The organism is Jannaschia faecimaris (assembly GCF_900107415.1).
Taxonomy (GTDB): Bacteria; Pseudomonadota; Alphaproteobacteria; order Rhodobacterales; family Rhodobacteraceae; genus Jannaschia; species Jannaschia faecimaris.
The window spans coordinates 38,077-57,621 of sequence record NZ_FNPX01000001.1 but is presented as its reverse complement, the minus strand read 5'-3'; the positions used below and the strand labels follow the sequence as shown (position 1 = coordinate 57,621).

At 64.4% G+C, this 19,545-nt stretch carries 22 protein-coding genes; 12 read left to right on the top strand and 10 right to left on the bottom strand.

What is annotated here, in order from left to right; translation table 11 throughout:
• Positions 1-99 precede the first annotated feature (99 nt).
• The 4 genes from BLV27_RS00260 (at position 100) to BLV27_RS00245 (ending at position 3,759) form a co-directional block, all read left to right on the top strand.
• Positions 100-669, top strand: a complete 570-nt coding sequence (locus tag BLV27_RS00260; protein WP_092641960.1) for an acyl-CoA thioesterase — start codon at positions 100-102, stop codon at positions 667-669.
• 77 nt (positions 670-746) lie between these two features.
• Complete coding sequence (locus tag BLV27_RS00255) at positions 747-2,084, top strand: MFS transporter (protein ID WP_092640536.1); 1,338 nt, start codon at positions 747-749, stop codon at positions 2,082-2,084.
• Positions 2,081-2,932, top strand: coding sequence for a penicillin-insensitive murein endopeptidase (gene mepA, locus BLV27_RS00250; protein ID WP_092640532.1), 852 nt, complete (start codon positions 2,081-2,083; stop codon positions 2,930-2,932). Before BLV27_RS00255 ends, mepA begins: the two co-directional genes overlap by 4 nt.
• Positions 2,905-3,759, top strand: a complete 855-nt coding sequence (locus BLV27_RS00245) for an esterase-like activity of phytase family protein (protein ID WP_092640529.1) — start codon at positions 2,905-2,907, stop codon at positions 3,757-3,759. The genes mepA and BLV27_RS00245 overlap by 28 nt, the downstream gene beginning before the upstream one ends.
• Before the next feature lie 241 nt (positions 3,760-4,000).
• On the opposite strand, the gene BLV27_RS00240 is transcribed toward BLV27_RS00245, so the two are convergent.
• Positions 4,001-4,843 (bottom strand): LOG family protein, encoded by an 843-nt coding sequence (locus BLV27_RS00240; protein WP_092640527.1) that lies wholly within the window; start codon positions 4,841-4,843, stop codon positions 4,001-4,003.
• A 188-nt stretch (positions 4,844-5,031) separates the two neighbouring features.
• Here BLV27_RS00240 and dapD point away from each other — a divergent pair, with 188 nt between their 5' ends.
• Positions 5,032-5,859 (top strand): 2,3,4,5-tetrahydropyridine-2,6-dicarboxylate N-succinyltransferase, encoded by an 828-nt coding sequence (gene dapD / locus BLV27_RS00235; protein ID WP_092640524.1) that lies wholly within the window; start codon positions 5,032-5,034, stop codon positions 5,857-5,859.
• Between the two features lie 56 nt (positions 5,860-5,915).
• Here the strand turns inward: dapD and BLV27_RS00230 are convergent, their stop codons facing one another.
• Positions 5,916-6,158, bottom strand: coding sequence for a DUF6525 family protein (locus BLV27_RS00230; RefSeq protein WP_092640520.1), 243 nt, complete (start codon positions 6,156-6,158; stop codon positions 5,916-5,918).
• Positions 6,159-6,259: 101 nt separating this feature from the next.
• Between BLV27_RS00230 and BLV27_RS00225 the strand changes: the two genes are divergently transcribed.
• The 3 genes from BLV27_RS00225 to dapE all read left to right on the top strand — a co-directional run bounded on the left by BLV27_RS00225 (position 6,260) and on the right by dapE (position 8,113).
• Positions 6,260-6,505, top strand: coding sequence for a GlsB/YeaQ/YmgE family stress response membrane protein (locus tag BLV27_RS00225; RefSeq protein ID WP_092641957.1), 246 nt, complete (start codon positions 6,260-6,262; stop codon positions 6,503-6,505).
• Between the two features lie 101 nt (positions 6,506-6,606).
• Positions 6,607-6,981, top strand: coding sequence for a hypothetical protein (locus BLV27_RS00220; RefSeq protein WP_092640517.1), 375 nt, complete (start codon positions 6,607-6,609; stop codon positions 6,979-6,981).
• A complete protein-coding gene (dapE, locus tag BLV27_RS00215; protein WP_244504487.1) occupies positions 6,974-8,113 on the top strand; it encodes a succinyl-diaminopimelate desuccinylase in 1,140 nt (379 codons plus the stop codon). Before BLV27_RS00220 ends, dapE begins: the two co-directional genes overlap by 8 nt.
• Before the next feature lie 44 nt (positions 8,114-8,157).
• Here the strand turns inward: dapE and yaaA are convergent, their stop codons facing one another.
• Positions 8,158-8,928, bottom strand: a complete 771-nt coding sequence (gene yaaA, locus BLV27_RS00210) for a peroxide stress protein YaaA (protein ID WP_092640510.1) — start codon at positions 8,926-8,928, stop codon at positions 8,158-8,160.
• A 43-nt stretch (positions 8,929-8,971) separates the two neighbouring features.
• Entirely contained in the window at positions 8,972-11,005 is a 2,034-nt protein-coding gene (gene recQ, locus BLV27_RS00205; RefSeq protein WP_092641953.1) for a DNA helicase RecQ, read from the bottom strand.
• A 176-nt stretch (positions 11,006-11,181) separates the two neighbouring features.
• On the opposite strand from recQ, the gene BLV27_RS00200 reads away from it, so the two are divergent.
• A complete protein-coding gene (locus BLV27_RS00200; RefSeq protein WP_092640507.1) occupies positions 11,182-12,210 on the top strand; it encodes a TRAP transporter substrate-binding protein in 1,029 nt (342 codons plus the stop codon).
• A gap of 84 nt (positions 12,211-12,294) precedes the next feature.
• Here BLV27_RS00200 and rsmD read toward each other — a convergent pair whose 3' ends face one another.
• Together rsmD and BLV27_RS00190 are read right to left on the bottom strand one after the other, a co-directional pair.
• Positions 12,295-12,840, bottom strand: coding sequence for a 16S rRNA (guanine(966)-N(2))-methyltransferase RsmD (gene rsmD / locus BLV27_RS00195; RefSeq protein ID WP_092640502.1), 546 nt, complete (start codon positions 12,838-12,840; stop codon positions 12,295-12,297).
• Positions 12,837-14,033, bottom strand: coding sequence for an NAD(P)/FAD-dependent oxidoreductase (locus BLV27_RS00190; RefSeq protein ID WP_092640499.1), 1,197 nt, complete (start codon positions 14,031-14,033; stop codon positions 12,837-12,839). The genes rsmD and BLV27_RS00190 overlap by 4 nt, the downstream gene beginning before the upstream one ends.
• Before the next feature lie 76 nt (positions 14,034-14,109).
• Between BLV27_RS00190 and BLV27_RS00185 the strand changes: the two genes are divergently transcribed.
• Complete coding sequence (locus BLV27_RS00185) at positions 14,110-14,598, top strand: peroxiredoxin (protein ID WP_092640496.1); 489 nt, start codon at positions 14,110-14,112, stop codon at positions 14,596-14,598.
• A gap of 74 nt (positions 14,599-14,672) precedes the next feature.
• Here the strand turns inward: BLV27_RS00185 and BLV27_RS00180 are convergent, their stop codons facing one another.
• A complete protein-coding gene (locus tag BLV27_RS00180; RefSeq protein WP_092640492.1) occupies positions 14,673-15,095 on the bottom strand; it encodes an Lrp/AsnC family transcriptional regulator in 423 nt (140 codons plus the stop codon).
• A 116-nt stretch (positions 15,096-15,211) separates the two neighbouring features.
• Here BLV27_RS00180 and rocF point away from each other — a divergent pair, with 116 nt between their 5' ends.
• Together rocF and BLV27_RS00170 are read left to right on the top strand one after the other, a co-directional pair.
• Entirely contained in the window at positions 15,212-16,141 is a 930-nt protein-coding gene (rocF, locus tag BLV27_RS00175; RefSeq protein ID WP_092640489.1) for an arginase, read from the top strand.
• Complete coding sequence (locus BLV27_RS00170; RefSeq protein ID WP_092640486.1) at positions 16,138-17,190, top strand: ornithine cyclodeaminase; 1,053 nt, start codon at positions 16,138-16,140, stop codon at positions 17,188-17,190. Before rocF ends, BLV27_RS00170 begins: the two co-directional genes overlap by 4 nt.
• Before the next feature lie 44 nt (positions 17,191-17,234).
• On the opposite strand, the gene BLV27_RS00165 is transcribed toward BLV27_RS00170, so the two are convergent.
• The 3 genes from BLV27_RS00165 to BLV27_RS00155 are packed head-to-tail and all read right to left on the bottom strand — an operon-like array spanning position 17,235 to position 19,532.
• Positions 17,235-18,083 (bottom strand): mechanosensitive ion channel family protein, encoded by an 849-nt coding sequence (locus tag BLV27_RS00165; RefSeq protein WP_092640483.1) that lies wholly within the window; start codon positions 18,081-18,083, stop codon positions 17,235-17,237.
• Between the two features lie 13 nt (positions 18,084-18,096).
• Positions 18,097-18,348: a 4a-hydroxytetrahydrobiopterin dehydratase gene (locus BLV27_RS00160; protein ID WP_092640480.1), complete on the bottom strand. Its 252-nt coding sequence runs from the start codon at positions 18,346-18,348 to the stop codon at positions 18,097-18,099.
• Entirely contained in the window at positions 18,345-19,532 is a 1,188-nt protein-coding gene (locus tag BLV27_RS00155) for a GNAT family N-acetyltransferase (RefSeq protein WP_092640477.1), read from the bottom strand. The genes BLV27_RS00160 and BLV27_RS00155 overlap by 4 nt, the downstream gene beginning before the upstream one ends.
• Between the last annotated feature and the right edge of the window lie 13 nt (positions 19,533-19,545).

Genomic DNA, 19,545 nt, shown 5'->3' with positions numbered 1-19,545 from the left:
TTGTCTGTTGTGCCCCTGATCTAGGGGCAAGGACCGCGCTGCACAAGCTTACGCGTGGTCGTGGTTGACGCAAGTCGCGACAAGGTCAACACGCGAAGGATGTATCCTTTCATCCGCCTCGCCTGGCAACTCTGGCGCACCCGCGTCGCCCCGCCCATGGGCCTGACCGACCTTCATGTCTCGCATCACCATTGCCTGCCTTGGGATCTGGACGGGTTTCTGGAGCTGAACAACGGGCGGACCCTGACATTCTATGACATTGGTCGCTTTACGGCCGGGCAGCGGATGGGCCTGTCGGGTGCGCTCCGGCGCAGGCGCTGGGGTCTCGCGGTGGCGGGGGCCAGCGTGCGCTATCGCCGGCGCGTCACCGCGTTCCAGAAGATCGAGATGCGCACGCGCTGCGTCGGCTGGGATCACAAGTTCGTCTATATCGTGCAGTCGATGTGGGTGAAGGGCACCTGCACCTCGCAGGCCCTGTTGCGCACCGCGGTCACGTCGCGCGCCGGCACGGTCGAGCCGGTCGAGGTGGCGCGCGAGATCGGATATGATGGGCCGTCGCCCGCGCTGCCCGATTGGGTCGCGGGCTGGATCGCGACGGAGGGCACGCGGCCCTGGCCGCCGCAGGATGCTGTGGACGTGCCGGAAGGTCACGTTCCCCCGGTAATCTAGCCCGCCGCCGTCACGCCCGTGTTGCACGGGTCCGTAATCCCCCCCAAGGTCGTCACAGCACCTGGGGAATTTCAAGAATGATTGATATCGCGCTGAAGCGTCGCGTCCGTGGCTGGATGATGTTCGACTTCGCGTCGCAGCCCTATAACACGTTGCTGCTAACTTTCATTTTTGGCCCCTATTTCGCCAGCGCGGTCATGGACGACCCGGTTCAGGCACAGTCGGTCTTCGGGTTCGCGGTCGGCCTGGCTGGCCTTGTGATGGCTGTCTGTGCCCCGATCCTCGGCGCGATGGCCGATGCCTCTGGGCGGCACCTGGCTTGGATCAAGACGTTTTCGGTCCTGTATGTCATCGGCGCTGCGGCACTATGGTTCGCTGTGCCGGGGGCGGAAACGGTATGGCCAGTCCTGCTGGTGTTCTGCATCGGCCTGATCGGAATGGAGTTCGCCACGATCTTCACGAATGCGATGCTCCCGACGCTGGGCCCGCTGTCAGAGATCGGGCGGATTTCCGGCTCGGGGTGGGCGTTGGGGTACGTGGGCGGCGTGCTGTCGCTGATCGTGATGCTGACGCTTTTCGCCGAGAATGCCTCGGGTGTGACGTTGATCGGCATCCCGCCCCTGTTCGGGCTGGATCCGGATATGCGGGAGGGCACGCGCCTGGTCGGCCCATTCACCGCGGTCTGGTACATCGTATTCATGGTCCCGTTCTTCTTGTGGGTGAAGCCCGTGCGCCGCGTGTCCGAGACGATCACGCCGGTGTCGGTCAGCCTGCGCCGCCTACGGGAGACGGTTCGGTCACTTCCTGCGCGGCCGTCGTTCACGGCGTATCTGGGCGGGTCGATGCTGTACCGTGATGCACTCGCGGGTCTTTACACCTTCGGCGGGATCTACACGGCGGGGGTGCTGGGCTGGTCGACTACGGCTATCGGCGTTTTCGGCATCCTGGCGGCCGTAACCGGTGCCGTTTTTGCTTGGGCCGGCGGGCGCATGGATCGGGCGCGCGGGCCGAAGCCGGTGATTGTGCTCTGCGTCGTCACGCTGATCGTCGTGTCACTGGCCATCGTTTCGGTGACGCCGACGTCCGTGTTCCTGCTGCCGGTGGCCGATGGGTCGGTCCTGCCGGATATCGTGTTCTATGTGCTGGGCGCGATCATCGGGGCGGCGGGCGGCGCGCTCCAGGCGTCCAGCCGGACAATGCTGGTACGTCTTGTCCACATCGATCACGTGACCGAGGGGTTCGGATTGTACGCGCTGGCGGGCAAGGCGACGGCCTTCCTTGCCCCCACCTTGATCGGCGTCGTGACGCTGATTTCGGGGAGCCAGCAGATCGGGGTTTTACCCGTGGTCGGTCTGTTCATATTAGGCCTGATCCTGCTAGTCTGGGTTAAGCCCGAGGGGGAACGTATTCCATGATCCGCACCATCGCCGCCTGCCTTGTCCTGATGATGGCCCTGCCGGCACAGGCACAACTGGCCAAGACGCAGTTCGGGGCGGCTCGCGCCGGATCGGCACAACCGTCCGAGCCCTTCGGAAGCTATGCCCGCGGGTGCGCGGCTGGCCTGGTGCAGTTGCCTGAAACAGGTGACAGCTGGCAGGCGATGCGCCTGTCGCGCAATCGCAACTGGGGGCACCCTGACCTGGTCGATCTGGTGCAGGACCTTGGCCGGCACATGAACCGGATCGGCTGGGCCGGCGTCTATGTCGGTGACATGAGCCAGCCGCGCGGCGGGCCGATGACCAGCGGGCACCGCAGCCACCAGATCGGGTTGGACGCGGATGTATGGCTTTACCCCACGTCGCGGATGAACCTGTCGTCGCGTGAGCGGGAGAATATCTCGGCCATTTCCATGCGGCGCGCCAACGGGGCCTTCGTCAACGACCGCTGGACGCGAGGCCAGCACGAGCTGGTCAAGCGCGCCGCACAGGATCCGCGGACGGCCCGCATCTTCATTTTTCCCGGTGCCAAGGTGGAGATGTGCCGTACCGAGACGGGCGACCGGTCCTGGCTTCGCAAGGTCCGGCCCTGGTACGGCCACCACTACCACATGCATGTACGGATTTCCTGCCCGGCCGGTGCGCGGGGCTGCGAGAACCAGGCGGCCCCGCCGCCGGGCGACGGCTGCGCCGAAGCGCAGGAGTGGGTCAACAACATCCTCAACCCGCCGCCGCCCGACCCGAATGCGCCCCCACCGCGTCCACGCCGCGAATACACGCTGGCTGATCTGCCTCAGCAATGCGCCTCGGTCCTCTCCTCGCGCTAGGCCTGAGCGCCGGATCCGCCGCGCCTGCCGCCGAATTCCTGGGGTCCTACGTCTGGGCACCGGGGTTCGATGGCGGGGGCGGGTATTCGGCGATCTGGCTTGGCCCCGACGGGGCCGAGACGTTGCTGCTGTCGGACCGGGGCAATTGGGTGCGCGGGGTTCTGGCGCGGGACACGGCGGGCAAGGTCACTGGCTTCGAGATGTTGGCGCGCGGCCCGCTCCTGCGGTCGACCGGGGACGATTTGAAGCGGGGCGAGCGGGACGCGGAAGCCATCGCCGAGGTGGGCGGCATCTTCTATGTCGCCTATGAGGGCACGCACCGCGTGATGCGGCACATCGATATTGCCGCCCCGCCGGAGCGGTTCACGCAGGACGACGGATTCGAGGCATTGCAGCACAATTCGGGGCTGGAGGCGCTGGCCGCGGATGCAGGTGGCCGGCTCTACGCAATTCCAGAACGGTCGGGCGGGCTTGATGTGCCCTTCCCGGTGTCACGCTATGACGGGGCATCCTGGACGCAACCCTTCAGCCTGCGGCGAGATGGTCGATACCTTGTATCGGGAGCAGACGTGGGGCCGGACGGGCGGCTTTACGTTTTGGAGCGGGACTTCGCGCTTCTTGGCTTCCGAACGCGTGTGCGCAGCTTTGACCTGACGGGCGGCGATGAACGGCTGGTCCTGGAATCTGGGATCGGCGTACATGACAACCTCGAAGGACTCGAAGTCTGGGAGGACGTGTCGGGTCGCATCCGCATCACAATGATTTCCGACGATAATCTGCACCCGTTTATCCAACGCACGGAGTTCGTGGACTACGTGGTCGAGTAGACGGGGGCTCTGCCCCCGAACCCCCGGGACACTTGGCGCAAGAGGAAGGCACAACCGGTTGGACTACGCCTAGGTTACAAGGCGTCGGCGCGAGGCTCATGGGGATGCTCATAACCGCGAAAGGGGTAGGTGCCCGCCGCCCGCCCCGTCAGGCCGACGTCAGATGCGGCCATGATTCCTTCTTCCTCTTGCCCGAAGTATCCCGGGCGTGAGCCGCTTGCGGCGAGGGGGTTGGCCCCCTTCAGCGCTCGAATTCGCGCCGGGTGCGCGGGTGGGGCCAGTCCTCCATCAACGCCAGTGCATCCTCGGCCGTCTCGACGAAATTAAATAGTTTCAGGTCTTCGGCCCCGATGGTCCCCGCCTGTTCCAAGGCATCCCAGTTTATGATCGAGCGCCAGAACGCCTCTCCGAACAGAAGGAATGGCACGCGGGCCATGCGACCGGTTTGAATCAGGGTCAGCGACTCGAATAGTTCGTCCAGCGTGCCGAAACCGCCGGGGAAGACGCAGACCGCCGAGGCGCGCATCAGGAAGTGCATTTTGCGGATAGCGAAATAGTGGAAGTTGAACGACAGGTCGGGTGTCACGAATTCGTTCGGGGCCTGTTCATGGGGCAGGACGATGTTGAGGCCGATGCTGCGGCCGCCTGCGTCGGCGGCCCCGCGGTTGCCGGCCTCCATTACGCCGGGTCCGCCGCCGGTGACGATCACGTTCTCTCGCCCGCCGGTGGTGGCGATGGAATGCTCGGTGACCAGTTTGGCGAAGCGCCGCGCTTCGTCGTACTGGACGGTCAGGTCGCGCAGGGTTTCGGTCCGGGCGTTGCCCTTGTTTTCGGGCCGCGGAATGCGCGCGCCGCCAAACAGCACAACGGTCGAGACGATTTCGGCCTCGTCCATCAGAAGCTCGGGCTTCATCAGCTCCAGTTGCAGCCGGACGGGCCGCAGATCGTCGCGGCAGAGGAAATCCTCGTCCGCGAAGGCCAGGCGATAGGCGGGGTTGCGGGATTGTGGCGTGTCGGGGACATCGCGGGCAGTGGTGCGGTCTTCGCCGGAGTGGCGCAGCGGGTGGCGGGGGGCGTCGGTCATGATGTCCTCGAGTTGGATTTCAGCAAGCCTAGCAGGGCAATCAGGCAAAGCCGAGGCGCTATGGATGGCCTCAGGACATGGTGCCCCATCAATGGAAGCTCGGCCGGTCGGGATTGCCCCGTGCGGGGTGGGCGGATAAGAGCGGTTCAGTCAATTCAGACCCGCATATCCGTCAGACGAGGCCGTACATGTCGAACCAACAGCTTGAGACCGCCATCGAAGCCGCTTGGGAGGCACGCGACCAGATAACGTCGCAGACCACTGGCGAGACACGCAACGCCATCGAAGCGACGCTGGATGCTTTGGATACTGGCGCGCTGCGGGTGGCCGAGAAGCAGGCCACCGGTGACTGGCACGTCAACCAATGGGCCAAGAAGGCGGTTCTGCTGGGGTTCCGTTTGAAAGATATGGAATTGCAGTCGGGTGGCCCGCAGGGCAGCAGCTGGTGGGACAAGGTCGACAGCAAATTCCAAGGCTGGAACGCAGCGAAATGGGAAAGTGCCGGATTTCGCGCGGTTCCCAACTGCATTGTGCGCCGCTCGGCGTACATCGCGCCGGGCGTGGTGCTGATGCCGTCGTTCGTGAACCTCGGGGCCTATGTCGATAGCGGCACGATGGTTGATACCTGGGCCACGGTCGGGTCGTGCGCGCAGATCGGCAAGAACGTGCACCTCTCGGGCGGCGTGGGCATCGGTGGTGTTCTGGAGCCGATGCAGGCCGGGCCGACGATCATCGAGGATAACTGCTTCATCGGAGCGCGTTCGGAAGTGGTCGAAGGCTGCATTGTCCGCGAGGGGTCTGTTCTCGGAATGGGTGTGTATATCGGCAAATCGACCAAGATCGTGGATCGCGAGACGGGCGAGTTCACCTATGGTGAAGTGCCGCCTTATTCTGTGGTCGTCTCGGGGTCGATGCCGTCGAAGAACGGGGTGAACCTGTATTGCGCCGTGATCGTCAAGCGCGTGGATGCGCAGACGCGGTCGAAGACGGGCATCAACGAATTGCTGCGCGACTGAGGGGCGCGGGTGGGGGCATCGCCTCCCCCCGAGTGTTTTGAAAGCGGTGACGGTGCCTAGTCTGGCGGGGCCTGTTTTCGCAGAGCGGCCTCTTCCAGCGCGTCCATGTGGGCGCGGGCGACGTGGGTTCGGCCCAAGCCCTTCCACAGCGCCTTGCGCCAAGCGCGGTGGGCCGAGCGCGGTTCCCACTGCATCCGCGCGCCGGCCAGCCAATCGCGCAGCGCAGGCGGCAGGGCGTCATAGTCCGCCATCGTGCGTTTGCGGTCGCGGGCTTCGATCAGGGGCGCGTTTCGGGGCATGGGTGTTAAATGGGTGTGTCTGCGCAACCTGTCAAATCAGGGAACCGGACCAGCCCCTGCGACGTTCTGTCAAGGATGCACACCACATGGGGGACCGGATCATGGGTCTTGGAATTTTCGCTTCAATCATCGTCGGCGGCCTTGCCGGCTGGATCGCCAGCATGATCATGAAGGCCGATACCGGTCTTTTGCTGAACATCGTCCTGGGGATCGTCGGGGCCGTGGTTCTGAATACGATCCTGTCGCTTATCGGCATTTATGCCGCCAACAGCTGGATTCCGCAGTTGTTCGTGGGCATCGCCGGGGCCTGCCTGCTGATCTTCGGGGTCCGCGCCGTACGAAACTGACCTGATTTCCATTCGACGTGGCATGCGCCGTTCCTTTCAGGGGCGGCGTTTTGCCTTCGCTCCGGTTGACATGGGCCAAGCTGCGGCGGACACCCGTGCCCATGTCCGAGAAAAAACCCAAACGTCCGCATTTCGTTTACACCCTGCTGGTGGAGGTCGGTCGCAAGACCGGCGATGGCCTGCCCGAGGAGGCAACCGGTGCTGCCCTGATGTGCTACGCCAGCGGCGTGGATGAGGACGAGGCCGTGCGCGAAACCGTGGCCGTTCTGAAGACCGCCGATCTGAACGTGCTGGAAGTGACCGGGTACGGGTCGTTGGAGGAACGCGAGGACGAGGGTCACGACATCGAGGTGGACGAACGCAAGATGATGGCACGTGCCCTTCGCGAGAATTCCGTGGTTGTCGCGCAGACGACCGTGTTCCGCGAAGGGGATGAGGGGATGCCCGCGGATGACGACGGGGACGGCGATGATTAATCCGGTCGCGCTGACGCAGGACCTTGTCCGCTGCCCGACGGTCACGCCGCAGGAAGGCGGGGCGCTGGTCCTGCTGGAGGAGCTGCTGGCCGGGGCCGGGTTCACCTGCACGCGGGTGGACCGGAATGGCACCTCGAACCTTTACGCGCGCTGGGGCAAGAAGGGGCACGCCCGGACCTTCGGATTCAACGGGCATACCGACGTGGTGCCGGTAGGTGATCTGGACGCCTGGACCAAGGACCCGTTCGGGGCCGAGATCGAGGATGGTTGGCTTTACGGGCGCGGAGCGACGGACATGAAATCGGGCGTGGCCGCCTTTGCCGCCGCCGCCGTGGATTTCGTGACCGATACACCACCCGACGGGGCCATCGTTCTGGCGATCACCGGGGACGAGGAGGGGGATGCGACCGACGGGACCATTGCCCTGCTCGACTGGATGACCGCGCAGGGTGAGCGGTTGGACGTGTGTTTGGTGGGTGAGCCGACGAACCCGGATTACATGGGCCAGATGATGAAGATCGGACGACGCGGCTCGTTGAACGCCTGGTTCACCTTCAAGGGGCAGCAGGGGCACGCCGCCTATCCGCATCTTGCGCGCAATCCCCTTCCGGCGATGGCGCGGTTGATGGCCGATCTATCTGCGCACGAGTTGGACAGGGGGACGGAGCATTTCGATGCCTCCTCCCTTGCCGTGGTGACGATGGACGTAGGCAACCCCACGACGAATGTAATCCCGGCCGAAGGACGCGCGACGGTCAACATCCGTTTTAACGATTCCCATTCGGGTGCCGGGCTAAGCGATTGGCTGCGGGCCGAGGCCGACCGCGTGGCCGAGGAGTCGGGCATCGCGGTCGAGATGCAGGTGAAGATTTCGGGAGAGAGTTTCGTGACGCCGCCCGGACCGCTGTCGGAGATGGTGGCCCGTGCCGTTCAGCGTGAGACGAACCGGGTGCCCGAGATGTCGACCACGGGGGGGACGTCGGATGCGCGCTTCGTCAAGAACCACTGTCCGGTGGTGGAATTCGGATTGGTCGGCCACCGGATGCATGCCGTGGACGAGCGGGTCCGAGTGGAGCAGATCGACCAATTGAAGGCGATTTACGGGCGGATTTTGGCGGATTACTTCGGCTGAGCGATAGGCATGGCGCGGCCCGTGTCAGGTGTTCGGCCCCGTTTCTACGCCGCTTTCTGTGCCTGGTCGGGGCGCAGGAAGACAGGCGCGCCGTCTTCGGATTGCGATGCCTGGTATTCGTAGCCGCCCGTCGTGAACCCGCGCAGGTCGGCGGGATCGGTGATGCGGTTTTCCATCACGTAACGTGCCATCGCGCCACGGGCCTGCTTGGCGTAGAAGCCCACGACCTTGGGGCCGCCCGCCTTGTCCTCAAGGAACCGGGGCGTGATGACGCGCAGGGTCAAGGCGTCGCGATCGACGGCCCCGAAGTATTCCTGACTGGCGCAGTTGAGGAGATGCGTCGCACCGCTCGCCTTGCCATCGTCGTTAAGCGCCCGCGCAATCCGGTCGCCCCAGAAGTCGTAGAGGTTCTTACCGCGCGGATTGGCGAGGCGGCTGCCCATTTCGAGGCGGTAGGGTTTTAGCGCGTCCAGCGGACGCAGCAGGCCGTACATTCCCGACAGGATCCGCAGGTTGCCCTTAGCTTGACGCAAGGCATCGTCCGACAGGGTCGCGGCGTCCAACCCGGTGTAAGTGTCGCCCGCGAAGGCGAAGACGGCCGCTTTCTCGGGGGCGTCGTCCCAATCGCGGAACCGGTCCCGGTTCAGCACTGCGAGGTTCTCCGAGATCGACATCAGTTTCATCAGATCATCGACCGACAGTGCACGCACGACGTTCAGCAGTTCGGATACATCGTCGGGGAAGCGCGGCGGCGTCGTGGCGTGGTCCACGGCGTCAAAGTCAAGCTTCTTAGCGGGCGAGATGACGGTCAGCATTGGCGGCTCCTTTGGTCGCAAGATAGGGGGCGGGCGCGAGCCCTCAACCCTCGCGCAGGATTTCGAGGAAAGCGTCGCCGAACCGTTCGGCGTGGCGGTCGCCTAGTATGCGGGTGATGTCGCCGGCGTCGGGACGGGCGCGGGCCACTTTGGCCAGTTGCGCCGAGGAACAGGTCATCTGCTTGTCGGTGCCCGTCTCGCCGCGCGCCAGATCGTTCTGAACCGAAAGCAGGCGGTCGTAGATCGCGCCCTCGCTGCGCCCCGCCAGCTTGCGGCGGGCGGGGTGAACGTCGTCGGGCATATCCCCGGTGAGTACGGACAGGAATGTCGCGCCGTAGCGCTCCAGCTTCTTGGCCCCGACGCCGGTGATGCCGGCCATCGCGTCCAGCGTTCCAGGTCGCTGTTCGGCCATCTCGATCAGGGTGCGGTCGTTGAACACGACGTAGGCAGGCACGCCCTGCGCTTCGGCCAACGCGCGCCGCTTGGCCTTGAGCGCCGAGAGCATGGGGGCGTCTTCCTCTCCGACCAATTGCTTGATAGCGGGGCGGCGTTCGGCGCGCCGGATCGTGTCGCGGCGGAGCGTCACCGACTCCTCGCCGCGCAGGATCGGGCGCGCCGGATCCGTCATGCGCAGCGCGCCATGGCGTTCGGCGTCTGGCCGCACGAGATCGAGGCCCATCATCTGCCGGAAAATCGCCTGCCACTGGGGTTTGGCCGTATCCGATCCGACGCCCCACGTGGGCAGCGTTTCATGGCCGAAGCGGCGGGTCTTTTCCGTCTCGGTCCCGGTCAGCACGTCGATCAGATGACCGATGCCGAAGCGTTCCTCGGTCCGCAGCATGGCCGACAGCGCCTTGCGTACTTCGGTGGTCGCGTCGAACAGTTCGGGTGGCTTTTCGCAGAGGTCGCAATTGCCGCAGGGCTGCGGGCTTTCGCCGAAGTAGCCGAGCAGCGTCACGCGGCGGCAGATCTGCGCCTCGGCCAGGCCCAGAAGCGCGTTAAGGCGCCCGTGATCGGCGATGCGCATTTCGGGCGGGGCCAGGCCCTCATCTATCTGCTGACGGCGGTATCGAATATCGTCGGCCCCGAACAGCGTGAGCGTGTCGGCGGCGGCCCCGTCGCGGCCCGCACGGCCGATCTCCTGGTAGTAGGCCTCGATGGACTTGGGCAGGTCGGCGTGGGCGACCCAGCGGATGTCGGGCTTGTCGATGCCCATGCCGAACGCGACGGTGGCCACGACGATCAGCCCGTCTTCCTGCTGAAAGCGGCGCTCGACGTGGCGGCGTTCGTCCGGGTCCATACCGCCATGATAGAAGCATGCGCTGTGCCCATCTTCGGACAGGGCGCGCGACAGGCTCTCGGTCTTGGCCCGCGTGCCGCAGTAGACGATGCCCGACTGTCCCTTGCGCGCGGCGGCGAACGAAAGAACCTGGCGGCGGGGGCCATCCTTGGTCTGAAACGACAGTGTGATGTTGGGCCGGTCGAACCCGTGGAGGAAGACCTCCGGTTGGCCGGCGAACAGGCGGGTGGCGATCTCGGCGCGGGTTTCCGCGTCGGCGGTGGCGGTGAACGCGGCGAGCGGCACGTCCAGCGTGCGCCTCAACTCGCCGATGCGCAGGTAGTCGGGGCGGAAGTCGTGGCCCCACTGGCTCACGCAATGGGCTTCGTCCACGGCGATCATGGTGCAGTTGGCCTGCCGCAGCATCCGTTCCGTGCCGCCCGAGGCCAGCCGTTCGGGCGCGATGTAGAGCAGTTTGAGGCGGTCGTCCTCGATTGCCTGCCAGACGGCCTCGGTCTCCTCCTCGGTGTTGCCGGAGGTCAGGGCCCCGGCGCAAACCCCTGCCTCCTGAAGCGCGCGCACCTGGTCGCGCATCAGCGCGATCAGCGGGGAGATGACGACCGTCAGCCCATCGCGCACCAGCGCGGGCAACTGGAAGCACAGCGACTTGCCGCCGCCCGTCGGCATGATGGCCAGGACATCCCGACCGGACACGACAGCATCCACGATCTCGGCCTGGCCGGGGCGGAAGGCGTCGAATCCGAAGATCGAGGACAGCAGGTCCTGCGCGTCTGGCATGGGCGGCTCGGCTGGTTGGGTCGCGTATCGACTCCCATAGCGTCGCTTGGGAAACAAGGGGGCGAGCGCCCGAAGATGCGATGTCATTTTTGAGAACGATTCGCAATTGCTTGCTTGGCAGAGGGATTGGGTGGTGGTAAGCAGCGGTTCCTGACGCAACATTTGGGGGACTCAGCATGTCCATCCTTCGTACTCTTACCTTTGCCCTGGCGCTGTCCGGCGCGGCTGTCGCGCCTGCTTGGGCGCAGGAAGTCACGTTGCGCTTTCAGCACTTCGTGAACCCGAACTCCGCCAATCCGAAGTATTTCATGCAGCCCTGGGCCGACGCCATCGAGGAGCAGTCCGGCGGTCGCATCAAGGTGGAGCTGTATCCCTTCATGCAGCTCGGTGGCTCCCCGGTGAACCAATACGACTTGATTGCCGATGGTGCGATCGACGGCGGTTGGGTCATCCCCGGTTACCAGCCCGGTCGCTTCCCCAAGATCGAGGCGCTGGAGTTGCCTTTCATGACGCCGAAATCGGCCGAAGCGTCGTCGCACGGGGCGTGGATCTATACCGAAGAGCATCTGCTGGACGATTTCGAGGCCGTCCACGTTATTGCCGCGCACCTGCACGGGCGGGGCATTATCCACAAGAAGGGTGCGCCGATCGAGACGCTCGCCGATTTTGAAGGCCTGACACTGCGCGGCCCGTCGCGGCCAGCGACCCTTCTGCTGGACAAGCTGGGTGCGAACCCGGTCGGCATGCCCGTGCCGGCCTTCCCCGAGGCCCTGTCCAAGGGTGTGATCCAGGGCGGTGTGATCCCGTGGGAGCAGGCTCCGCCGCTCAAGCTGGAGGAACTGACCGACAGTCACACCGACGTCGCCGGGGAGCAGTCGCTCTATAACCTCTATTTCCTCTGGGCGATGAACAGGGATGTCTACGCAGGACTGCCGGAGGACCTGAGGGCCGTGATCGACGCGAACTCCGGGATGATGGCGTCGGAGTGGGCGGGGCGCGCACATGACACCGGTGACCGGGAGGCAGAGATCCTGATCGCGGAGACGACCGACAACGCCATCACCACGCTGTCGCCCGAAGTGACCGCCGAGATCGAGGCATTGGGGGCCGAGGTGACCGCCGAGTGGATCGTCGAGATGACGGCCAAGGGGCTGGATGGGGCCGGGTTGGTCGCGGATGCGCGGGCGGCGATGGCGAGCGAGTGATCCTCGGGCGAGGGGCCAGCCCCCCGCGCTCCCCGGAATATTTTAAAAGCCGAGAAGGGGGCGGCGAGTTTTGACCTGCCGCTCCTATTCCATTTTCGCCAAGGTGACGGTGGTGTCACCGTATTTGCGTTGGTCGATGTGGCGCAACCCGGTGAGGATTGGCGGCGCGGCCTCCTCCCAGACGATAAGGGCCTCGGGGGCGATCCAGCCTTGATCACGCAGGGCAGCTATGGCCTTTTCACCCAGACTTTGGCCATAGGGCGGATCCAAGAAGATGAGATCGTGCGGCGTGCCGGGGCCTGGGCGGCGGGCATCGCGGGCATGGACACGGGCGTCGGCCCCCAGCAGGTCGATGTTTTCGCGCAGGATGGAAAGCGACTTACGGCCCTGTTCGATGAAGGTGGCCGTGGCTGCGCCCCGGCTGAGCGCCTCCAGCCCGAGCGCACCGGTCCCTGCAAAGACATCAAGCACGCGCGTGCCGTCGAGGGCATCGGCATGGCCGCCATTGACCAGCAGGTTGAAGATGCTTTCGCGTACGCGGTCGGTCGTGGGTCGCAGGTGGGCGGCGGTGTCGCCCTTGCCCACCGATGCAAGCCTTCGCCCGCGCCACGCGCCGCCGACGATCCTCACATCAGGCTCTTGATCGGAACATCCGGGTCGGCAACGGCGGTCCTGTCGGGGGAACGGCCCGCCTCGATCAGTCGTTTGCCCACCATGTAGTCGCGGGGGGCGTTCATCGCATCCACCGCCAGCAGGGTGTCGCCCTGAAAATACCAGTGCGAGCGCCCGTCGCCGTCGCGCACCACGATGTTGTCGAAGCCCGTGTTCAGGCCCGCGATCTGAAGCTTCACGTCGTATTGGTCGGACCAGAACCAGGGCTTGGGGTGGTAGTCTTCCCCGGCCCCCAACAGATTTCGCGCCACGACCTCGGCCATGTCGATGGCGTTGGGCACGGATTCCAGCCGGATACGAAGATCACCGACGGGGAAAGAACAGCAGTCGCCTGCCGCCCATATGCAGGGGGCCGAGGTGCGGCCTTGGGCATCTACGGCAATGCCGTTGTCGAGGGTCAGACCAGCGGCATTGGCCAGCGAGGTTTCGGGATAGGCCCCGATCCCCGCAATGACGATATCGGCCGGAATTTCGGTGCCGTCGGTCAGGCGTGCGACCTCGATCCGGTCCTCGCCCAGCAGCGTGTCGAGGCCCACACCTTCGCGGATATCGACGCCGTGTTCGCGGTGCAGGTGTCGAAACCAGTCCGCCGTGGGGGCGCAGGCGACGCGGCCCAGAATGCGGGTGTTCAACTCGACCAGCGTCACGTCCAACCCGATCTTGCGCGCGACCGCAGCCGCCTCCAACCCGATGTAGCCACCGCCGACGACCAGCATCCGTTTGCCCGGAATCATCTGGGGTCGCAGTCGGTCGATATCGGCCAGTGTTCGGATCACGTGGGTGCCGGGCAGGCCGCCGGTGCAGCGGTCTGGAAGGGTGTGCGGTGTCGACCCCGTGGCGAGGATCGCGGCGTCGAAAGTCTCGGTGCCGCCTGCATGGTTGAGGGTTTTGGCTTCCGTATCGAGTTCCGCGATGCGGGTGCCGAGGTGCAACTCCACATCATGGTCGTCGTAGAAGCTCTGTGGGCGCAGATGTAGACGGTCCCGCGTCATCTCGCCCAGAAGATAGGCCTTGGACAGAGGCGGGCGCTGATAGGGCAGGGCGTCTTCCGCGCCCCAAAGGGTCAGCCGCCCGGCAAAGCCGCTTTTTCGCAGCGTTTCTACCAAAGTGGCCCCGGCCTGCCCCGCACCGATGACGGCGATATGTTTCATTTCGGTCCTCACTGGTCGCACCTGTGCCGGACAGCTATATCCCCACGTGTACAACTTCAAATGCGAGGACCGCGACATGGCAATTTCGACCGGTGACACCCTTCCCGATGCGCAGCTGATCCGTCTGGGGGCCGAGGGGCCTGAGGCGGTCTCCCTCTCGGAGATCGGGGCAGGCAAGACGATTGCCATCTTCGCGGTACCGGGGGCGTACACGCCTACCTGTTCCTCGGCTCACGTGCCCAGCTTCATCCGCACCAAGGACGGCTTTGCCGCCAAGGGCGTTGAGACCATCGTCTGTGTTTCGGTCAACGACCCCTTCGTGATGAAGGCCTGGGGCGAGGCGACGGGGGCCACCGAGGCGGGCCTGCACATGCTGGCCGATGCGGATGGGTCGTTCACCAAGGCCATCGGTATGGATTTCAACGCGCCGCCGGCTGGCCTGATCGGACGCTCCAAGCGCTATGCCATGCTGGTAGAGAACGGGACGGTCACGGCGCTCCACGTCGAGGAGAGTCCGGGCGTTTGTGAAACTTCGGCCGGTGAGTCGTTGCTGGCCGAATTGTAAGGCTGCACAGGCTGGGGGGCGTCGCGTCCCCCAGACCCCCTGCGGGATATTTCCGGCAAGAGGAACGCGCCGCCCTAGCCCCGTCGGGTCGACAGGTAGAGGTTCGTCTCTGACCGGGACACGCCGTCGATCAAGCGGATGCGGTTGAGTGTGACGTCGAGCGTTTCAAGTGTGTCCGCGCCCAGCTCGGCGATCAGGTCCCATCGGCCATGGGTGGAATGCACGGCTTCCACCTCCGGCATGGCGACCAAAGTGCGGGATACACGGGCGGTGCCGGTCCCCTCGATCTCGATTGCGATGATGCCGCGGACGGGGCGGTCAGCAAGATCGCCCTTGAGCACGGCGCGATAGCCCAGGATCTCGCCCGCTTCGGTCAGACGGTCTATCCGCGCACGCACGGTGGCCCGCGTCACGCCGAGCGTGGCCGCCATCGCGGAGACGCTGGCACGCCCGTCCCTGGCGAGCAGGGCAAGAAGGCGACGGTCGGTATCGTCCAAAATGCACAAATCCCTTGATCAAATTGTTTCATTGAGTGACCGATTTGATCACTTATTGCACTTTTTGTCGTTGGGCCGAAATGGTCTTTTAGGGACACGAAAGTTCGGAGAATTTCATGACCAAGCATATCACCCTTATCGGAGCCCCGGTGCAGACCGGTGCTTGGAGGCGCGGCTGCCTTATGGGCCCCGATGCGTTGCGCACGGCGGGGCTGGAAGCGGCCTTGGCGGAGCTTGGTAACGAGGTCGTTGACGCGGGTGATGTCGCGCCCGATGCCGTGACTGTGCCAGCCACCGCCAACGCCCGGATACGGGATCTCGATCTTTGTGCGGGTTGGGTGCGGGCATTACAGGCGGCGGGGGACGTCGCACAGACGACCACGCCGATATTCATGGGGGGCGATCACCTGATGGCGGCGGGCACCGTACCCGCGATGGCGAAGCGGGCCGAGGCCGATGGCCGCCCGCTGTTCGTTCTGTGGCTGGATGCGCATTCCGACATCCACGATTTCAGCACGACCGACAGTGGCAACCTGCATGGTACGCCGGTCGCATATTTCACGGGCCTGTCCGATTTCACACCGCAGTTTCCGGACCTGTCCGTTAAGGTCGACACCGCGAACATCTGCATGATCGGCCTTCGTTCGGTCGATCCGGCCGAGAAGGCCGCGCTTGCCCGCACCGATATCCAGGTGGCCGATATGCGTGCAATTGATGAACACGGTATCGCCGCCCCCCTCCGGGCGTTTCTGCAGAAGGTGGAGGCGGCGAACGGGCACCTGCATGTGAGTTTCGACGTAGACTTCCTGGAGCCGGACATCGCGCCCGCCGTGGGCACCACGGTGCCCGGTGGCGCGACCTTTCGCGAGGCGCATCTGGTTATGGAATACCTGCACGACTCGGACCTCGTGACATCGCTTGATATCGCCGAACTCAACCCATTCATGGACGATCGCGGCAAGACGGCCCGCCTGATGGTGGATTTCGTCGCCTCGCTGTTCGGCAAGGCCGTGCTGGATCGCCCGACACGGAGCCGCTGGACATGACCGACCTGAACCCTTCCCGCATGGCGATGGTGCCCTTCGTTTCGGTGCACGACATGATGCGCATCGTGAACGGCGACGGCGTGGCCGAGACGATTGCCGCCATCGCCGACCGGATCGAAGCGGACTTTCTGCGCTGGGAGCAGTTTGACAAGACGCCGCGTGTTGCCGCCCATTCCGAAGAGGGCGTGATCGAGTTGATGCCGACCTCGGACGGCGAACGCTACGGATTCAAATACGTGAATGGGCATCCGGCCAACATGGGGCGTGGGTTTCAGACCGTTACGGCCTTTGGTGTGCTGGCGCGGGTCGACAACGGCTATCCTATCCTTCTGTCTGAAATGACGGTCCTGACGGCGCTGCGGACGGCAGCGGCGTCGGTCGTGGCCGCGCGGCATCTGGCCCCGAAGGATGCGAAGGTCATGGCGATGATCGGCAACGGCGCGCAATGCGAGTTCCAGGCGCTGGCGTTTCACCACGTGCTTGGGATCGAGGAAGTGCGGCTTTATGACATCGACCCGGCGGCGACGTCCAAGGCCGCCCGCAATCTGGCCGAGACGGATCTGAGGGTTGTGTCCTGCAAGACGGCCGAAGACGCCATCACCGGCGCGCAGATCATCACCACGTGCACGGCGGACAAGAAGCAGGCGACCATATTGACTGACAATATGGTTGGTACCGGGGTGCACCTGAACGCCATCGGCGGGGACTGTCCGGGCAAGACGGAGTTGCACCGTGACATCCTGTTGCGGTCGGACATCTTCGTGGAATTCCCGCCGCAGACCCGTGTGGAGGGCGAGATTCAGCAACTGGACGCCGACCATCCCGTCACCGAGCTGTGGCGCGTGATCGCGGGCAAGGCCGAGGGGCGCACGTCGACCAGCCAGATCACGCTGTTCGACAGCGTCGGCTTTGCGACCGAGGATTTCAGCGCACTGTGCCACGTGCACGAGGCGGCGTTGCGGACGGGGTTTTATCTGGACCTGGACATGCTGGCCGATCCAGATGATCCGCGCGATCTGTTCGGGATGGTTGCGCGCGCGGACACATGACGCCAGCGGAGCGGGTGGCCAAGCGTCCGCAGGCGAACGCCCGGTCAGTCGTCCTTAACGATATGCACCGTACGGTTGGGGAATGGGATATCGATTCCGGCGCGGTCCAGCGCCAGTTTCACCTCCCGGTTCATGTCTTTCCAATAGCCGAAGAATTCGGTCCGCGGCACCCAGGCGCGCACCAGGAAATCGACGCTGCTGGCACCCAACGCGGTGACCTTGATGGTCGGTCCAGGCTCGGCCAGGAACCGCGGATCAGAAGTTATCGTCTCGCGGATGACCTGCTCCGTCAGGTCCAGATCGGCGGAATATCCCACGCCGAAGGTCCATTCGGCCTGACGCGTGTCATAGGCGGAGTAATTGGTGATCGTGTTGCCCCAGACTTCGGAGTTGGGGATGATGATCTGCACGTTTCCGACGCTGGCGAGTTCGGTAAAGTTCAGGTTGATCGCCTTCACGGTGCCCATTTCGGCGTTGATTTGAACGAAATCGCCGATTTTGATCGGGCGAAAGAAGATCAACATCACGCCCGCGGCCACGTTCGACAACGTGCCCTGGAGCGCCAGGCCCACGGCCAGACCAGCGGCACCGATCACGGCGACCAGGGATGTCGTCTGGATGCCGAAGGTGTTCAGCACGATCAGGAACGACAGGCCGATGATCACATAGCGAACGATGTTCGACAGGAAATCGAACAGCGTGTCGTCCAGACGCTTGTGCTTGTCCGCCAGCCCCCGGATGCGCCGCGCGACCCAGCCCGCGATGATGAAGCCCACCACAAGGACGACGATGGCCGACAGGATGTTGCCGAAGATCGACACCAGGAATTCGAGCGATATGAAATCGCCCAAAGTCCGTCCGGCGTAGATTTCGGTCGAGAGGAGTTCGTTCATCGCGCGTCGTCCTTCAGATCAGGTCGTTGATCTTTCGGGCAAGGTCGATGTCCTTGTCCGTCAGGCCGTCCGCATCGTGTGTCGTGAGCCGGATATCCACCCGGTTCCAGACATTACTCCATTCCGGGTGATGGCCGGCCGTCTCGGCGGCAAGCGCCACGCGGGACATGAAGCCCCAAGCTTCGGAAAAGTTCTTGAACTTGAAGCTGCGGTTTATGCTACCGTCATCAGGTGTCCATCCGTCGGGCGGGGTGAGATCGGTCATTCCTGTTCCTCCACTTCAGAGCGCTTGAACGGCCCATAGGCCGTCAAGACTTCAATGTCTTCCTCGACCGCGCGCGCTTCGGCCTGAAGAAATTGGTCGACCGCGCGTCGGAAGCCTTCGTTGGGGATATAGTGCAAACTGTGGCAGGTCACGGGCAGGTAGCCGCGTGCCAGCTTGTGATCGCCCTGCGCGCCCGCCTCGACGCGACTCTGGCCACGTGCGATGGCATGATCAATTGCCTGATAATAGCACAGCTCGAAGTGAAGCATCGGGTGATGTTCGCTGGAGCCCCAGTATCGACCATAGAGCACATCGCGACCGATGAAGTTCAGGGCACCCGCCACCGGCACGCCATCCCGCTCGGCCAAGACCAGAAGAACGTCGTCGCGCATCGTCTCCTGCACCTGGTCGAAGAAGCCGCGTGTCAGGTATGGGGTTCCCCATTTGCGCGCGCCGGTATCCTGGTAGAAGCGCCAGAACGCATCCCAGTGCTCGGACCGAAGGTCATCGCCGCTGTAGGCGTTGATCGTGCCGCCGAAGCCTTGGGCGATCTTCCGTTCCTTACGTATGGTCTTGCGCTTGCGCGAGCTGAGATCCCCGAGGAAATCGTGAAAAGTGGCGTAGCCGCGGTTGAACCAATGGTATTGTTGGCTGGAGCGTTCCATCAGTCCAAGCGCCGCACCCGCGGCACGCTCGTCCTCGGTGCAGAATGTGATGTGCATCGACGAAAGGTCGTTCTGTTCGGTCAGTTGCACCGCCCCCTGTACGAGCGCCTGGGCCCCCAATTCCTCGAACCCCGGTCGCAGCAGGAAACGGCGTCCTGTCGCCGGCGTAAACGGGACCGCAAGCTGCAGCTTGGGGTAATAATCGCCGCCCGCCCGCTCATAGGCATGGGCCCAGTTGTGGTCGAAGATATATTCGCCCTGACTGTGACCCTTGGCGTAGAGGGGGGCGCAGGCGATCACCTCGCCGTTCTTGCGCGCGGTCAGGTATTGCGGATGCCACCCCGACCCGGCCCCGACGCTGCCCGAGCGTTCCAGCGCCAGAAGGAAGCGATGCGTGGTGAACGGATCGTTCGGCGGGCCGCCGTCGGATGCCTCCGGGCAGGCGCAGGCATCCCAAGCCTCGGCGTCGATGTCCAACAGGCTGGACAGGACGTGAAGTTCGATTTCGGTTTCGCTCATGCGTGACAAGTGG

Coding starts and splice junctions, on each gene's coding strand:
- BLV27_RS00190 (WP_092640499.1), bottom strand. CDS start 14,033: ATGAAACATATCGCCGTCATCGGTGCGGGGCAGGCCGGGGCCACTTTG.
- yaaA (WP_092640510.1), bottom strand. CDS start 8,928: ATGCTGACCGTCATCTCGCCCGCTAAGAAGCTTGACTTTGACGCCGTG.
- BLV27_RS00230 (WP_092640520.1), bottom strand. CDS start 6,158: ATGCCCCGAAACGCGCCCCTGATCGAAGCCCGCGACCGCAAACGCACG.
- BLV27_RS00160 (WP_092640480.1), bottom strand. CDS start 18,348: ATGACCGATCTCACCCCGCCCGACGGATGGACACCTGATGACGGTAGC.
- BLV27_RS00240 (WP_092640527.1), bottom strand. CDS start 4,843: ATGACCGACGCCCCCCGCCACCCGCTGCGCCACTCCGGCGAAGACCGC.
- BLV27_RS00260 (WP_092641960.1), top strand. CDS start 100: ATGTATCCTTTCATCCGCCTCGCCTGGCAACTCTGGCGCACCCGCGTC.
- BLV27_RS00155 (WP_092640477.1), bottom strand. CDS start 19,532: ATGAGCGAAACCGAAATCGAACTTCACGTCCTGTCCAGCCTGTTGGAC.
- BLV27_RS00170 (WP_092640486.1), top strand. CDS start 16,138: ATGACCGACCTGAACCCTTCCCGCATGGCGATGGTGCCCTTCGTTTCG.
- BLV27_RS00165 (WP_092640483.1), bottom strand. CDS start 18,083: ATGAACGAACTCCTCTCGACCGAAATCTACGCCGGACGGACTTTGGGC.
- BLV27_RS00245 (WP_092640529.1), top strand. CDS start 2,905: ATGCGCCTCGGTCCTCTCCTCGCGCTAGGCCTGAGCGCCGGATCCGCC.
- BLV27_RS00255 (WP_092640536.1), top strand. CDS start 747: ATGATTGATATCGCGCTGAAGCGTCGCGTCCGTGGCTGGATGATGTTC.
- dapE (WP_244504487.1), top strand. CDS start 6,974: ATGATTAATCCGGTCGCGCTGACGCAGGACCTTGTCCGCTGCCCGACG.
- BLV27_RS00220 (WP_092640517.1), top strand. CDS start 6,607: ATGTCCGAGAAAAAACCCAAACGTCCGCATTTCGTTTACACCCTGCTG.
- BLV27_RS00185 (WP_092640496.1), top strand. CDS start 14,110: ATGGCAATTTCGACCGGTGACACCCTTCCCGATGCGCAGCTGATCCGT.
- dapD (WP_092640524.1), top strand. CDS start 5,032: ATGTCGAACCAACAGCTTGAGACCGCCATCGAAGCCGCTTGGGAGGCA.
- BLV27_RS00225 (WP_092641957.1), top strand. CDS start 6,260: ATGGGTCTTGGAATTTTCGCTTCAATCATCGTCGGCGGCCTTGCCGGC.
- recQ (WP_092641953.1), bottom strand. CDS start 11,005: ATGCCAGACGCGCAGGACCTGCTGTCCTCGATCTTCGGATTCGACGCC.
- BLV27_RS00200 (WP_092640507.1), top strand. CDS start 11,182: ATGTCCATCCTTCGTACTCTTACCTTTGCCCTGGCGCTGTCCGGCGCG.
- rocF (WP_092640489.1), top strand. CDS start 15,212: ATGACCAAGCATATCACCCTTATCGGAGCCCCGGTGCAGACCGGTGCT.
- mepA (WP_092640532.1), top strand. CDS start 2,081: ATGATCCGCACCATCGCCGCCTGCCTTGTCCTGATGATGGCCCTGCCG.